This window comes from Stenotrophomonas sp. Ste86 (assembly GCF_024519465.1).
Taxonomy (GTDB): Bacteria; Pseudomonadota; Gammaproteobacteria; order Xanthomonadales; family Xanthomonadaceae; genus Stenotrophomonas.
Window position 1 is genome coordinate 144,289 of record NZ_JALJRW010000004.1, and the last position, 15,411, is coordinate 159,699.

The window sequence follows — 15,411 nt, forward strand, 5'->3', positions numbered from 1 at the left end:
TAGAGCCGACCGTTGGTCGGCTGCCTTTGGCGATGCCGATGGCCAGAATCAACAGCCAGCCGACCAACGGTCGGCTCTACAGGCGGATTACTTGCTGCCACCTGCAAACGTACTGGCCGCTTCGATCTCGGCTTCGGCACGGGCGGCATACAGCGTGCCCGGCGGCGGCTGGCGGCTGAAGAAGGTATGCACGCCATCGAGCACGGCACCGGCAATCTGGCGCTGGTAGGCCGGGTCGATCAGGCGGCGCTCTTCGTCCGGGTTGGAGATGAAGGCGGTTTCGACCAGCATCGCCGGCATGTCCGAGGTGCGCAGCACCGCGAAATTGGCGCGTTCGATATTGGGCTTGTGGTTCTTGCCGATCCGCTTGAGCCCACCCAGCACGTGGCCGGCCGCGTCTTCGGAGGCCTTCATGTACCCGCTCTGGGCCAGGTCCAGCAGCACGTTGGCCAGGGTGCCTTCGGTCTGCTGCAGGCGCACGCCGCCGACCAGATCGGCGGCGTTTTCCTTGTCGGCCAGCCAGCGCGCACGCTGCGAGGACGCGCCCTTGGTGGAGAGCACGTAGACCGACGAACCGGTGGCCGCGCGGTTTTCAGCAGCGTCTGCGTGGATCGAGATGAAGATGTCGGCCTTGGCCGCCCGCGCCTTCTGTGCGCGCATCGGCAACGGAATGAACACGTCGGTATCGCGGGTCAGGTAGGCCTTCAGGCCCGGCGTGGCGTTGACCTGCCGGGCCAGCTCGCGGGCCACCGCCAGGGTGATGTCCTTCTCGCGCTTGCCGGTCGGGCCGACAGCGCCCGGATCCTGGCCGCCATGGCCGGGATCGATCGCCACCACCAGCGGCCGCATGCCCGCGCGCATCTTGATCCGCGAGGCGTCGCTGGGCATCGAAGGACGCGGCGGCTCGGCCGGCGTCACCGCGACCGGCGCAGGCGCGGTCACCACCGAAGCCGTGGCCTGGCCGGACAGGATCGCCGCCGGAGAAGCCGAATTGCTGGCCGCGTTGGCGTTGCCGGCGGCAGCCACGTTCACTGCCGTCGCCGTGGGTGCGGCGGCGGGCGTGGGAACCGGCGTGGCCGCCGTCGCGCTGGCCTGCTGGCGCACCGAGGCGGTCAGCAATGCGGTGGCACGCGCGGCATCGCTGCGCGCCTGCGCGGCTTCGGCGGCGGTCGGGGCCTGGGGTGCGCTGGGCACCACCGCGGTCGGCGGCGGCGCGCTGGCCGTCGCCGGTACGGCAGAAGGTGCATGGGCGACACTGGCCGGGGCATCGCCGGGCCATTCGATCACCAGCCGCGATTCATCGCCCTGCTTGACCATCTGCGGACGGAACGGCGCCACCGATTCGGCGAGGTCGAACACCACGCGGAAGGTGCCGGGCACCGGCTGGCCGGTACGAACGGCAGTGACCACGCCCTTGGGCGCAGGCAGCTTGAGGTTGCGGATCGCGCTGGAGTCCGGGAAATCCACCACCAGGCGGTTGGGACCGGCCAGCGACAGGGTCTTGTAACCACCACTGCCGGTCAACGCGATTTCCGCGCGGGTGCCGGTGGCGCCGGTCTCCAGACCCACCTGGCGGACCTCGCCAGCCCACGCCAAGGCGCTCGCCAGACAGAGTCCGACGGCGGCACAGATGGCGGTGAGTGGTTTCCCCATTGGCATGGGTCAGGATTCAATCACCGCGCTGAACGAAATGCAACTCCTTTTCCCTTAATAATCCGTAACCTGCCGGTGTTTCCTACTGTCAGCCGACAGAAACAGCCTGCAAGTCGCCCCCTTGAGGCAGCCGGGCAAGCCATCCACGACCCGCGTCGCTGGTCGCAGTGAGACGGGCGCGTCGCCCCTGCCCTTCGATTTCCAGGGCAATCATCAGGTCCATGGGTGGCAGCGCGCCGGCGCCGCGCTCGGGCCATTCGACCAGCCACAGCGAGGCGCTGCCCTCGTCCAGGCCCAGGAAATCCAGCTCTTCGGCCTGGCCGATGCGGTACAGATCCAAGTGCCAGGCCTCGTGCCCATCGTCCAGCGGATAGCGCTCGACCAGGGTGTAGGTGGGACTGCGGATCGCGCCCTGCACGCCCAGCGCACGCAGCAGTGCGCGCGCCAACGTCGATTTGCCGGCGCCAAGGTCGCCCTGCAGTTGCACCACCGCCTGGGGCGGACGCGTGGCGGCCAGCCACTGCCCGAGCAGGTCGGTGTCGTCGGTCTGGGCGAGGAAAAACGTGATCATGCGGTGGAAGGTTCCGGATTGACCAGGCGGCGCAGCGGCACCAGCAGGTCGGTGGGGAGCAGGCCACGCTGGCCTTCGCGGGCGGCGGCATCGCCGGCCAGCCCATGCAGCAGTGCACCGCTGCTGGCGGCATCGAACGCGTCCAGGCCCTGTGCGCGCAGCGCGGCAATGATGCCGGTCAACAGGTCGCCCATGCCGCCGACGGCCATGCCCGGGTTACCCGCGGCGATGACCCGGGGCCGTTGGCCGGGGGCGGCAACCACGCTGCCGGCGCCCTTCAACACCACCACCGCATGGAAGCGCTCGGCCAGTGACTGGGCGCTGCCATAGCGGTCGGCCTGGATCTGCGCGGTGCTGCAGCCGAGCAGGCGTGCGGCCTCGCCCGGATGCGGGGTCAAAATCGCGTCGTGCAGCGGCTGGGGGGTGCCGGCCAGCAGGTTCAGCGCGTCGGCGTCGATAACCAGCGGCTTGCCGCTGCCCAGCACCTGCCGCCAGAGCTCGTGCGCCCAGTCGTCCTGGCCCAGCCCGGGCCCGATCGCGACCACCTTGGCGCGCGGCAGCAGCGCCTGCAGGTCCTGCGCGTCCTCGACGGCATGCACCATCGCTTCGGGCAGCCGCGCCAGCAACGGCGCGACATGCACCGACTGCGTCGCCACGCTGACCAGTCCGGCGCCGGTGCGCAGCGCGGCTTCGCTGGCCAGCATCACCGCCCCGCCGCTACCGCGATTGCCGCCCACGCACAGCACATGGCCGGATTCGCCCTTGTGGGTGTTGGCGCGCCGCGCCGGCAGTTGCGCGGCAAGCCGCGGCGGCTGCCACGAGCACGCCGCAGGCAGCACACCCGCATCGGCCGCCTCGGGCAACTGCAGCGGCGCGAGCCGGCGCCCGCCGATGTGTTCAAGTGCATCGCCGGTATACAGCCCGCGATGGCGCACGATGAATTGCAGGGTCACGCTGGCCCGCACGGCAGCCCCGGCGACCGCGCCGCTGTCGGCGTCCACCCCGCTGGGTACATCCAACGACAGCACCGGTACGCCGGCGGCGTTGATCGCCTCGATCAGCGCCTGCGCCGGCCCGCTCGGCGCACGGTTCAGGCCCAGCCCGTACAGCGCGTCCACCAGCACGTCGGCGTCCGGCAGCGCATCGGTGAAGACCTCCACCTGCCCGCCAGCGGCCAGCCAGGCCTGCAGCGCATCCTGAGCCAGCGGCGTGGCGGCGGCATCGGTGGCCAGCCGCAGCACCTGCACCCGGCGTCCGGACTGGCGTGCCAGCCGGGCCAGCACATAGCCATCGCCGCCGTTGTTGCCGGCGCCGACCACCACACAGATGCGCTGGGCCTGCGGCCAACGCTCCAGCAGGCAGTGCCAGGCGGCCTGCCCGGCCTGCGCCATCAACGACGCACCGCCATCGCCCAGCGCCGCGCTGGCCTGGGCATCGATCCGGCGTGCGGCGGCTACATCGAACAGTTCATCAAGCTGGGGCATGCCGGGATTCTATACTTGTCGCCATGTCCGCTGTTCCGTTGCCCGCCCCCATCGACCTGGCCCGCGCCACCCAGCGCGTGCGGGAGATCGCGCGCGTGCACGGCTTCCAGCGCTGCGGCGTGTCCGGCATCGACCTGGGCGAGGACGAAGCGCACCTGGCCGACTGGCTGGGCAAAGGCCTGTACGGCACGATGGACTGGATGGCCCGGCACGGCACGATGCGCGCGCGCCCGGCCGAACTGCTGCCCGGCACCGTGCGGGTGATTTCCGTCGGCATGGACTACGGCCACAAGGACGATGCGCAGGCGTGGAACACGCTGCACGACGCCGACCGCGCCTATGTGGCCCGCTATGCACTGGGCCGCGATTACCACAAGCTGATGCGCAACCGCCTGCAGAAGTTCGCCGACGCGATCGCCGCGGAGATCGGCGCATTCGGCTACCGCGTGTTCGTCGATTCGGCGCCGGTGCTGGAACGCGCCCTCGCCCGCAATGCCGGGCTGGGCTGGATCGGCAAGCACACCTGCCTGATCGACAAACAGGGCGGCTCGTGGTTCTTCCTCGGCGAGATCTACATCGACCTGCCGCTGCCGGTGGATGCACCGGCCAGTGCGCACTGCGGCAGCTGCACGCGCTGCATCGATGTGTGCCCGACCCAGGCGATCATCGCCCCGCAGCGGCTGGATGCACGGCGCTGCATCTCCTACCTCACCATCGAACACGACGGCGCCATCCCCGAAGACATGCGCCCGCTGATGGGCAACCGCATCTATGGCTGCGACGACTGCCAGCTGGTCTGCCCCTGGAACAAGTTCGCGCGGCGCACCGACGAACCGGATTTCCGCGCGCGCAACGATCTGGACACCGCCTCGCTGGCGCAGCTGTTCGCGTGGGAGGAAGACGAGTTCCTGCGCCGCACCGAGGGCAGCCCGATCCGGCGCAGCGGCCACGAGCGCTGGCTGCGCAACATCGCCGTGGCGCTGGGCAATGCCCCCACCCATGCCGACACGCTGGCCGCCCTGCACGCACGCGGCGAACATGCCTCGCCGATCGTGCGCGAACATGTGCAATGGGCGCTGCAGCAGCACGCCGCGCGCGACCCGGCGCCATGAAGCTTGTGCGACCATGGGTGCCCGTTCGTAGCGTTTGACCCGTCCATGGACCGCAACACGCAGATCCTTACGCCCAGCCAGCTCAACATCCTGGCCCGCGACCTGCTGGAAGGCGCGTTCCCGCTGATCTGGGTCGAAGCCGAACTTGGCAGCGTCACCCGGCCCGCCTCCGGGCACATGTATTTCACCCTGAAGGACGCGCGCGCGCAGATCCGCGCGGCGCTGTTCAAGCCCAAGAGCCAGTGGCTGAAGTTCATCCCGCGCGATGGCATGCGCGTGCTCGCGCGCGGCCGGCTGACCCTGTACGAAGCCCGTGGGGAGTACCAGCTGGTACTGGACCACATGGAAGAAGCCGGCGAAGGTGCGCTGCGCCGCGCCTATGAACAGCTCAAGGCGCGCCTGGAGGCCGAAGGCCTGTTCGCCGCCGAGCGCAAGCGCCCGATGCCTGCGCACGTGCGGCGCCTGGCGGTGATCACCTCGCCCACCGGCGCGGCCGTACGCGACGTGCTCAGCGTGTTGCAACGTCGCTTCCCGCTGCTCGAAGTGGACCTGCTGCCCAGCCTGGTGCAGGGCGACAGCGCCGCGGCACAGATCACCGCGCTGCTGCGCGCGGCCGATGCCAGCGGCCGCTACGACGTGATCCTGCTGACCCGCGGTGGCGGCTCGCTGGAAGACCTGTGGGCGTTCAACGATGAACACCTGACCCGCGCCATTGCCGCCAGCCAGACCCCGGTGGTGTCGGCGGTGGGTCACGAAACCGACTTCAGCCTGGCCGATTTTGCCGCAGACCTGCGCGCGCCCACCCCGTCGGTGGCCGCCGAGCTGCTGGTGCCCGATCAGCGCGACCTGCACCTGCACGTGCGCCGGCTGGCCGCGCGGATGGTGCAGCTGCAGCGCCACGGGCTGGGCCAGGCAATGCAGCGTGCCGACCGCGCCCTGCTGCGCTTGAACGCGCAGGGACCCCAAGCGCGCCTCCAGCTGATGCAGCGCCGTCATCAGGACCTTGCCCGGCGCCTGGCCGGGGTCTGGCGGCAGCAGCACGAGCGCCGCCAGGCACAGCTGCGGCATGCCGCCGTGGTGTTGCGCAATGGCCACCCACAGCGCCGTCTGGACGCCCTGCGCGAGCGTCTGCAGCGGCTGCAGCCGCGCGCCGATGCGGCCATCGGCCGCCAGCTGCAGCGCGACCAGCTGCGCCTGCGCGCACTGGCCCGTTCAATGGAAGCGGTCAGCCCGCTGGCCACGGTTGCGCGCGGTTACAGCATCCTCACCCGCGAAGACGACGGCAGCCTGGTGCGCTCCCCCCTGCAGGTCAGCCCCGGCGACGCGCTCAAGGCCCGCGTGCAGGACGGGGTGATCGAGGTCGTGGTGAAGGAACCGGCGCGCTGAGGCGCCAGCGTGGCGGGCAGCCTGCGCTGGTTTACTGGTGCGCGCTCTCGCAGTACTTCTGCCGGTACTCCATCGCCTTGGGCATCAGCGCCTGCAGGTTCTGGATGCGCGTGCCCGGGTTGGGATGGGTGGACGAAAACTCCGGCGGCGCCTGTCCGCCGCTGCTCTGGCCCATCCGCTCCCACAACGGCACCGCTTCGCGCGGGTCGTAGCAGGCCGCAGCGGCCAGCATCAGGCCCACTTCATCGGCCTGGGTTTCATGGCTGCGCGCGTACGGCAGCAGATACCCGTAGCCCATCGCCGACATCATCATCTGTTGCTGCTGCGGGTCCATGCCACTGGCCGCGCCGGCCATCTGCCCGATCTGGGTGAGCTTCTGCTGGGCCATGCGCTGCGCGCCGTGGCGCAGCAGGGCATGGGCGATCTCATGGCCCATCACCACCGCCATCGCATCTTCGGTGCGGGCCACTGGAATCAGTCCGGTGTACACCGCCATCTTGCCACCCGGCAGGCAGAACGCATTGGCCTGTTCGGAGGGAATCACGTTGACCTCCCACTCGAAATCGCGCGCGAAATGCGCCGGCTTCAACCCGTGCTCTTCGGCGAGCGCAGTTTCCACCACGTCCACCTTGGCGATCAGGCGCTTGGCGATCGACTGGATCTCGCGCGATTGCGGCGCATTCGGATCCAGCGGCCGCTCCTGCGCCAGGATCTCCTGGTAGGCCTGCAGGCCGAGCGCCTTTTCCTGGGTGGCATCGAGCGAACTGTCGATCAGCACGCGCTCACCGGTATACGGATCCACCGCGCGGTTGGAGAACCAATAGAACGCCGCATAGCCGGCGAAGGCCAGCAGCACCCACCAGCGGATGTTGCCGAACAGCCCCGGGCGGCGGGCCCGACCCTGCTGTTGACCACCGAACGGATCGTTGCGCATGTTGCAGATTCCCTGGCTGGATCGGCACACCCTGGCCGACACGGCGCCATCTTAGTGGCTGCGCGGGGATTTGACGTGAGTGCCGGGACACGCCCGGCATGGCTCAGATGCCGCGCACCAGACGGAAGCCGATGCGGGCGCTGGTCGTATCTGAATCCTGCGATTGCCGCCACGCCGCGCGCGTCTGGTCCGGTGCATTGGCCCAGTTGCCGCCGCGGATCACCCGCTGCCGGCAGCCCGGGTTGAACCAGGCCACCCCGTCGGACGGCGCCCGCCGGTAGCTGGCGTGCCAGCAGTCGGCCACCCACTCGCTCAGGTTGCCGGCCACGTCGTGCACGCCCCAGGCGTTGGCATCGAACGTGCCTACCGGCGCCGGCCCCCACCAGCCGTCGCCGTATCCCACGAACGCGTTGTACCAGTGCCGGCCGGACGGGGAGACATCCTCGGCACCGGTGAAGTTGCCGGCATTGGGCGGCGGCGTGCCTGCATCGCCCCACGGATAGCGACCGCTGCTGCCGGCACGCAGCACGTATTCGAATTCGGCCTCGCTGGGCAGACGGTAGGAGCGACCGGTCTGCTCGGACAGCCAGCTCGCGTAATTCTCGGCGTCGCGCACGCTCACATGCATCACCGGCGAGGTCGGGATGGCCGGTACGCCGTTGTACCCGGACCGCCAATCCACCCCGCTATGCCGCACGAAGTTGCCGCTGCGCTCGTCGTAGACGATCGAATGGCCGCGCCGGGTGGCGCGCGGGCGGGCGTTGCTGGCCTGCACGTAGCGACGGAAGTCGGCCACGGTCACCTCGGTGATCGACATCGCAAAGCCCCGCTCGAACCGCACGTAGTGCGACGGCTTCTCCGCATCGCTTGCCCCACGCTCGTTGTCGCCCGCGCCCATCTGGAAGCCGCCGTGCGGCACCACGATCATCTGCGGACCGCGCCCGCCATCGCGTAGTGCGTCGCTGAACACCTGCCGCGGCCGGAAGCTGCCGTAGTGGGTAACAAGTTCGATGCGCTCCCGCAGCTGGCCCACCACCGGGTCGCCGGGCAGCGCGATGCGCAGGGCGTCTTCGAGCTTCTCGCGCGCCGCCTTCAAGCCTTGCGGGGTGGTCAGGTCGCGCAGGCCCTCATCGCGCAGGCGGGTGAGCGTATCGGCGCGGATGCGTTCGACCCGTTCGAACGCGTCGGCGATGGTGATCGACGAGTCGCGCACCTTGGCCGCCTCGGCCAGCCAGGTGCCGGCGCTGGCGAAATCCCCCGCGCGGGCGGCGGTTTCGGCACGGCCGATCAACGCACTCTCGGCAGCGGCCAGGCCCTGACGCGCGCGCGCGTCGTCCGGATTCAAGGCCAGCGCTTCGCGGAAATTGGGGATGGCGCCATCGCCATCTTCGCCCACCCGGTCGGCACGCAGGTCGTCTTCCCCGGCCCGGTTGTAGGCGATCACGCGCTGGGCGATCTCCACGCGCGACTGCAGTTGGCGCACGCGCGCATCGTCGGGCGCAATCGCCAGCAGCACCAGCGCCATCTCACTGGCCTGGGCCAGCGCTTCACGCTGCTTCAGCGGCCGCGACAGCAGCGCGGCGGCCTCATCCAACAGGCGCTGACGTGCCCGCTTCAGCCCGGCCAGGGCCTGGCGGTCCTTGCCGTCGCGCTGCAGCAACGCCAACCAGATCGGAATGGCCGCCTCGGCGTCGGCGTACAGGCGGTCCTGTTCGAAGGCCTGTGCCGCCTTGCGCCGCGCCGCCGCCACGCCGTCATCGGCGATCTGCACCGCCGGTGGCTGCCAGCGCGCCACGGTTTCGGCCGCGTCCTCTCCTCCGATGGTCACCTGCGCGGCCGGCGCAGCGGCTGCAGGCGCGCTGCGCGCCGCCGGCCGGGCCGCCGTCGGGGCGGCGGCCGGCGGCGGTGCATCGGCAGAACAGGCCGTCAGCACGAGCAGGACAGCGAGCAGCGGCGGGAGGAAAGCGGAGGTGCGCAACATCGGGTTCCTTGCAGCCAGGCACGAGCATCGCCGAACCGGGACGGGAGGGGCAAGCCAGCGCACGGTCACAGCGACCGTACGACGACCGGATCATGATACCGGCGCGCGCGCCGACCACGGCGCGTTATCCTCATCCCCTGAGCACCCCCTGCAGTTGACGGAACCCACGTGGCTTATTGGATCAAAACCCCGGCGGAGCTGGACGAGCGCTACCGCCAGCGCCCCACCCGGATCGGGCTGGACACCGAATTCATCCGCGAACGCACCTACTGGCCGCGACTGGCCCTGGTGCAGATGGCGGTCGGCGATGAAATCCTGCTGATCGACCCGCTGATCCCCGGCATGAACGAGGCGCTGGCCCCGTGGCTGGCCGACACCTCCATCCTGAAGATCATGCACAGCGCCAGCGAAGACCTGGTGACCTTCAAGGTCGCCTGCGGCGTGCTGCCGCGGCCGCTGTTCGACACCCAGATCGGCGCGTCACTGGCCGGCATCGGCGGCGGCATGGGCTACCAGAAGCTGGTCAATGCGATCACCGGGGTCACCCTGGCCAAGGGCGAGACGCGCTCGGACTGGATGCGCCGCCCCCTGTCCGAATCGCAGCTGGAGTACGCCGCCGACGACGTCGAGTATCTGTTTGCCATGCACGATGCGATCGACGCCAAACTCGGCGAGCTCGATCGCCGACAGTGGCTGCAGGACGACGCCGGACGCCTGCTCGGCAGCGTCGAGAACGACGAAGACCGCTGGCCGCACGTGGCGATGCGCTCGGCCCAGTTCATGGACGACGCCGCGCAGATCCGCCTGCTGCGCCTGCTGCGCTGGCGCGATGTGCAGGCCCGCAGCAGCGACAAGCCGCGCAGCTGGATTCTGGACAACGAACTGGCGGCCGTGCTCGCGCGCACGCCGCCCGCCGACGTGCCGGCACTGGAAAAGCTCATGGAGAGCTTCCCCAAGGCACCGCGCAAGCTGGCCAACCAGGTTTGGCAGGCACTGACCACGCCGCTGGACGACGAGGCCGACGCACCGCTGGCGCTGCCGGCCAACGACAACAACAAGCAGGCGCTGAAGCGGCTGCAGGATGCGGTCAGCGCGCGCACCGCCGAACTGGGCCTGCCCGACGGCGTGCTGGCCTCGCGCAAGCACCTGGAAAGCTATCTGGAAAGTGGCCAGTGGCCGCCCGCGCTGGCCGGTTGGCGGCGTAAACAACTGGAGCCGGTCCTGGCCCCGCTGCTGCCGGCCGCGTAAGCCGCCGGATACCGCAACGACAGGTGGAAGACGACAGTGCACCGGCGGCAGCACGCGCCGGTGCTGCGGTGTCTGTCCGAGCGTCCATCGTCATCTACGCGGGCCACCGCAAGCCCGCCAACCCATGCCTGCGATGCGCTTCATGACCCTGCCCTTGCTGCGATTGCTGCCGTCGTTGCTGCTGCCGTTGCTCGCCCTGTCCCCGTTCACCGCAGCGGCCGTGCCGCAAGCGGGCATCGACACCGCGCCCGCCAGCAGCTGCACACCCGACCCTTACAGCTGCCCGGACTGGATGCCGTCCCAGGCACAGATCCGCAGCGCCGTCGCCGATTACTTCTGCGCGCTTGCCGACCGCGGCCTCATCGCCCCGAAACTGCCCGGCCCGGTGGTCGCAGAATCCTCGCAGGTCACGTGTGCCGCGTTGGCGCGCGAGCCAGGGTCGAACTTCGTCTGTGGTGGCGAGATCCGTTTTATCAACCCCGATGGCAGGAGCGACGCCGAGGCGTTCAGCCCTACCCTGCACCACGATGAAGCAGGGCGTATCGCCTTTTACGAGGGCGACGGTGATGGCGGCAATGAAATCTGGCACGCACCGGCGCCGAGGGAGCGTTCGCGGTATTGCGCAGGTAGGCCGACGCTGCGCTGATCGGGCGTGACAGCGTTGCGGCATCTGTGGAACGCACGGCGCACCGTGCCGATTGCCACGGCAACGTGAACCGCTCTCAAGGATGAATCTCCCAATGCCAGTGCATACCAAGACGCTGCTGATGTGCGCCCTGCTGACCAGCATCTCGATCGACATTGCAGTCGCCAAGCAGCCCGACCCCAACATCGAACACGTGAATGGAATACTGGACGTCATCGATGGCGCCACCCGCGATGGCATGGTGGTGGTGCTGACGCCCGTCCCCTATCCGCAGAGTTATGATGAGATGTGGGGGACCTCCCTGGTTCCAGGCTTTCTTCTAGCCGACAGCTTCCACAAGCTGCCGCCGTTGTCTGCCCGTACGTTTTGGCAGAACGAGCAGTCTCCAAGGCGCTGCTCGCCCGCCTAGAACCGATGCAGGTGCAGGTGGTGGGCCGTGCTGGCACGCCCGATCCGCTGCTGGGTACGCCGGTGTCGCTGCGCAAGCCCGTGGACGGATCAGCAGGTGCGAAGTAGGCACGAGGCGACGCTGTCGCCTCTCGCAACACGTGTACGCGGGCATGACTGCAGACACATACGTGCGCGCAGCGGAAGTGCAAGAGTGGGTCGCAATCAACGCAGCACGCTTGTACCCAGGCGCTGCGGACACTGCACCCTGCGGGATCGTTGCCATTGGCACAGGTCCTGCCCACGCTGCTGCGCAAGGACTCCCATGCACACGATCACACACCGACGGACCGCAGCCTGCCCCCACCCCAGCGCGCGTGGTCTGCGCCGCTGGCTGGGCATCTCCCTCCTGCTTGTCGCGGCCAGCGCCAGTGCCGCGGACGATCTGACCTCAACGATCACACAGGCCATGCAGGGCACGTCGACCCCGGCCATGGGCGTGCTGGTGATCCGCGACGGCAAGGTCGCCGACCAGGCGGTCAGCGGGGTGCGCCGCAGCGATGGGAAGATAGCCGCCAGCGTCGAGGACCCGTGGATGATCGGTTCCACGGGCAAGCCGATCACCGTAGCGATGATCGCGCGTCTGGTCGAACAGGGCGTGCTGACGTGGGATGCACCGCTGTCCACGCTGTTGCCCGACCTGGCCAAGCAGATGCATCCGGCTTACCGACAGGTCACGCTGGTGCAGTTGTTGTCGCATCGCGCCGGGCTGCCGGAGAACCTCACCGACGCCGCGGTGCTGGATGCCTTCTTCGTGGACCCCCGGCCCCTGCCCGTGCAGCGCGCGGCCTACATCAAGGCCGCGCTGGCCGAAACACCCGTGCATGCACCGGGCACCGCGTTCGCGTACAGCAACAGCGGCTTCCTGATCGCGGCGGTGATCGCCGAGCGCGCCACCGGCAAGGACGTGGAATCGCTGATCCAGCGTGAGGTGTTCCAGCCGCTGGGCATGACCGGTGCCGGATTCGGCCCCACTTCTGCCGGGCAGCCGTTGGGCCATCGCGGCGGCAAGCCGGTGACCGCCGCCCCGCAGAAGGCCGATGACGGCGTGCCGCCGATCTACACCGCAGCGGGCAACCTGCATATGCGCCTGCAGGACCTGGCGCTGTTTGCCATCGATCAGCTGGCCGGTAGCCAAGGCAAGGGCAAACTGCTGACCCCGGCCTCGTACGCGCTGATGCAGACCGCGCAGACCGGCAGCCCATCCGGACTGGACTGGGGCGTGCAGCCGTCCATCGCCGGTCGCCAGGGCCCCGTGCTGGTGCACGGCGGCTCCGATGGCAACTGGCTGGCCTGGGTGGTGCTGTTCCCCGCACAGAACAATGGCGTGATCGCCATTGCCAACGCCGCCGAAGACATGGGCGCGGACAAGGCCACGATGGGCGTGCTCGGCGGTTTGTTCGCCGGGTTGGCCCCGGCGATGCCGCCAGCAACCCCGTAGCCGAAACAACAACGCCCTGCACAGGCAGGGCGTGGTTATCGCAGAGCATCCGGCATCGGCACCACGCTTGCGCGTTGCCGATGCCCTCGCCACTTACCAGTTCATGTTGAGAGAAACACCCACGGTGCGCGGTTCGTTGTACACCGCGGCCATGTAGTTTTCGATCACACCCTTGAGGTTCTTCTCGTTGGTGATGTTGCGCGCAAACAGCGCCACTTCCCACGCACCGTAGTTGCCGGAGTAACCCAGCTTCAGGCCGCCTTCGAAGCTGCCCTTGGAGTTGAACTCGGCCGAGTCGTACAGCACGAAGCTGGTGTAGCCCTGCTTGTTCCAGTCGGTGGAGACGAAGAACACATCGCTGTCGTTGACCGGCACGTCGTAGCGCGCGGCGAGGTTGATGTTGTACTTGGGCGCATTCGGCAGCGGGTTGCCGTTGATCTGGGCGAAGGTGTTGGCACCAACCTTGATGGTCGGGTCGTTCACCGTGCACACCACCGCGCCGTTCAGCGCGCAGACCTGGGCATAGACGCGGTCGTCCTGGATTTCGCTGTGCAGCAGGCTGACACCGGCGCTCAGGCTCAGGTTCGGAACCGGGCGCAGCTCCATGTCCGCTTCCAGGCCGTAGGCCTTGGCTTTGTCGGCGTTGAACAGCACGCCGTTGCCGTCCGAGTCGTTGCCGTTGAGCTGGATGTCGTTGACCACGTAGGTGAACGCAGCGGCATTCACGCGCAGGCGATTGTCCCACAGGCTGCTCTTGATGCCCGCTTCCCAGGACAGGATGGTTTCCGAATCGGCGGTGGTGAAGTCGGCGTTGAATACGGCCGAACGGCCCTGGATGGTGGGGCCGCGGAAGCCACGGGCCACGCGCGCATACACGCTGAACTGCGGGTTGAACGCGTACATCGCGCTCACGTCCCAGCTCGGGGTGGTGTCGGCCATTTCCACGTCGGTGCGACCCTTGTAGGTCACCACGCCGGCGGCGGTGTCGGCGGTCTTGAGCAGACGGGTGTGCTTCTCATCGCGGGTCTGGCGCAGGCCGGCGGTCAGGGTGAACTTGTCGGTGACGTCATAGCTGACCTGGCCGAAGCCAGCCCAGGAGGTGTTGACGTTGCGCAGGCGCACCCAGTTGTTCGGGTTGCGCGCGTTGCCCTGCAGGAACCAGGCGCGCTGGTAGAAATCGGTGGTGTCGCGGCCATCGAAGTAGAACGCGCCGACCTGCCACTTCAGGCGGTTGTCATCGCCATTGGCCAGGCGGATTTCCTGGGTCCACTGGTCCAGGTCGCGGATCTGGCCCATCGACTGGCCGTAGCCGTTGGCCACGCCATTGACCGGGAAGTTGGCCGCCGCGCCGCCATCGGTATCACCGCGGCTGTAGCCGGAGGTGGTTTCGTAGGCGGTGATCGAGGTCAGCGAGACATTGCCGAAATCGTAGACTGCCTTCACCGAGCCGCCGTAGGTCTTGTAGGACTGCGGGTTGTTGTCGGCTTCGTCGTAGGCCACGCGATCGCGCGCCACGTCGGTCTTGTTGGAGCCCTTGGTGACCGCCCCCCGCAGGAACAGGGTCGAGGTGCCGTCGTAGTCGCGCGCATGGGCCGAGGCCAGCAGCGAGAAGTTCTCGCTCGGCTGCAGCAGCAGCTGGGCGCGCACGTTGCGGTCGTCGAAGCCGCCCATGGCGTTCTTCTTCGGCGACACCGTGCCATCGGCGCTGGGGCCGGTGTAGGTGTTGTCCACGTAGTCATCGCGGTGCTGGTACAGCGCCGACACGCGGAACGAGGCGATGTCATTGATCGCACCGCCCACGCCGCCGTCGATGGCCACGCTACCGTAACTGCCATAGCTGGCCTGCACGCGGCCGCTGGCGTCCTGGCTCGGCTTGATGGTGTCGAACTTGACGATGCCGGCGGTGGTGTTGCGGCCGAACAGGGTGCCCTGCGGACCGCGCAGCACTTCGATCTGGTCCACGTCGTAGACCGGGTTGGACTTCAGCACCACGTGCTCGAGCACCACGTCGTCCTGGATGATCGAGACCGGCTGCGAGGCACCCAGGTAGAAGTCGATGTTGCCCAGGCCACGGATGTAGAAGCGCGGGAAGATGCGCCCGGTGGTGGTCTCGGCGTAGAAGCTGGGCACCTTGCCCGACAGTGCCAGCAGGGTGTCATCGCCACCGGCGGTGTAGTCGCGGATCTTCTCGCCCTGGACCACGCCGACCGAGACCGGCACTTCCTGGAGGTTGCGCTCGCGGTGGTCGGCATTGACGGTGATGGCGTCCAGCGAGGTCGGCGTAGCGTCCTGGGCCAGGGCGGTGCCGGCCAGGCCGAACAGCGAGGCGGTGGCGCAGGCCAGCGCCAGGGCGTGGCGGCGCGGCAGTGCGACGGCGGAACGGGACGGCATCGACACGGGGGTGTTGCGGTAGGCAGGCATGCAGGGTCTCGGGGAGTGCTGAACGGGTGGCGTGCGGCGCACGCGGATGAACACCGCTGTTTTACGCAGCGATGCGGCACGTTATTG

General features: G+C 68.7%; 12 protein-coding genes. 6 read left to right on the forward strand and 6 right to left on the reverse strand.

The genetic code is table 11. From position 1 onward, the window contains the following. Positions 1–87 precede the first annotated feature (87 nt). The 3 genes from NR101_RS05895 to NR101_RS05905 all read right to left on the reverse strand — a co-directional run bounded on the left by NR101_RS05895 (position 88) and on the right by NR101_RS05905 (position 3,708). A complete protein-coding gene (locus tag NR101_RS05895; protein WP_256774708.1) occupies positions 88–1,653 on the reverse strand; it encodes an N-acetylmuramoyl-L-alanine amidase in 1,566 nt (521 codons plus the stop codon). 88 nt (positions 1,654–1,741) lie between these two features. Next, positions 1,742–2,224 carry a tRNA (adenosine(37)-N6)-threonylcarbamoyltransferase complex ATPase subunit type 1 TsaE gene (gene tsaE / locus NR101_RS05900; protein WP_256774707.1) on the reverse strand — a complete coding sequence of 161 codons (483 nt, stop codon included), beginning with the start codon at positions 2,222–2,224 and terminating at the stop codon, positions 1,742–1,744. Then, positions 2,221–3,708: an NAD(P)H-hydrate dehydratase gene (locus NR101_RS05905; protein WP_256774706.1), complete on the reverse strand. Its 1,488-nt coding sequence runs from the start codon at positions 3,706–3,708 to the stop codon at positions 2,221–2,223. The genes tsaE and NR101_RS05905 overlap by 4 nt, the downstream gene beginning before the upstream one ends. A gap of 23 nt (positions 3,709–3,731) precedes the next feature. Here NR101_RS05905 and queG point away from each other — a divergent pair, with 23 nt between their 5' ends. Both queG and xseA read left to right on the forward strand, forming a co-directional pair. Further along, on the forward strand, positions 3,732–4,820 hold the full coding sequence (gene queG, locus NR101_RS05910) for a tRNA epoxyqueuosine(34) reductase QueG (protein ID WP_256774705.1): 1,089 nt from the start codon (positions 3,732–3,734) through the stop codon (positions 4,818–4,820). A 45-nt stretch (positions 4,821–4,865) separates the two neighbouring features. Then, on the forward strand, positions 4,866–6,206 hold the full coding sequence (gene xseA, locus NR101_RS05915) for an exodeoxyribonuclease VII large subunit (RefSeq protein ID WP_256774704.1): 1,341 nt from the start codon (positions 4,866–4,868) through the stop codon (positions 6,204–6,206). Positions 6,207–6,237: 31 nt separating this feature from the next. Here the strand turns inward: xseA and NR101_RS05920 are convergent, their stop codons facing one another. Both NR101_RS05920 and NR101_RS05925 read right to left on the reverse strand, forming a co-directional pair. Beyond that, positions 6,238–7,140 carry a M48 family metallopeptidase gene (locus NR101_RS05920; protein ID WP_256774703.1) on the reverse strand — a complete coding sequence of 301 codons (903 nt, stop codon included), beginning with the start codon at positions 7,138–7,140 and terminating at the stop codon, positions 6,238–6,240. A gap of 103 nt (positions 7,141–7,243) precedes the next feature. Continuing rightward, on the reverse strand, positions 7,244–9,121 hold the full coding sequence (locus NR101_RS05925) for a formylglycine-generating enzyme family protein (RefSeq protein WP_256774702.1): 1,878 nt from the start codon (positions 9,119–9,121) through the stop codon (positions 7,244–7,246). Positions 9,122–9,289: 168 nt separating this feature from the next. Here NR101_RS05925 and rnd point away from each other — a divergent pair, with 168 nt between their 5' ends. The 4 genes from rnd to NR101_RS05945 all read left to right on the forward strand — a co-directional run bounded on the left by rnd (position 9,290) and on the right by NR101_RS05945 (position 12,903). Next, positions 9,290–10,369: a ribonuclease D gene (gene rnd / locus NR101_RS05930; RefSeq protein WP_256774701.1), complete on the forward strand. Its 1,080-nt coding sequence runs from the start codon at positions 9,290–9,292 to the stop codon at positions 10,367–10,369. A 142-nt stretch (positions 10,370–10,511) separates the two neighbouring features. Further along, positions 10,512–11,015: a hypothetical protein gene (locus NR101_RS05935; protein WP_256774700.1), complete on the forward strand. Its 504-nt coding sequence runs from the start codon at positions 10,512–10,514 to the stop codon at positions 11,013–11,015. A gap of 94 nt (positions 11,016–11,109) precedes the next feature. Continuing rightward, on the forward strand, positions 11,110–11,424 hold the full coding sequence (locus tag NR101_RS05940) for a hypothetical protein (protein WP_256774699.1): 315 nt from the start codon (positions 11,110–11,112) through the stop codon (positions 11,422–11,424). 303 nt (positions 11,425–11,727) lie between these two features. Next, the gene (locus NR101_RS05945; protein WP_256774698.1) at positions 11,728–12,903 is read left to right on the forward strand and encodes a serine hydrolase domain-containing protein; all 1,176 of its coding nucleotides are present in this window, start codon (positions 11,728–11,730) and stop codon (positions 12,901–12,903) included. Between the two features lie 93 nt (positions 12,904–12,996). Here the strand turns inward: NR101_RS05945 and NR101_RS05950 are convergent, their stop codons facing one another. Next, on the reverse strand, positions 12,997–15,324 hold the full coding sequence (locus NR101_RS05950; protein WP_256774697.1) for a TonB-dependent receptor: 2,328 nt from the start codon (positions 15,322–15,324) through the stop codon (positions 12,997–12,999). Positions 15,325–15,411 lie beyond the last annotated feature (87 nt).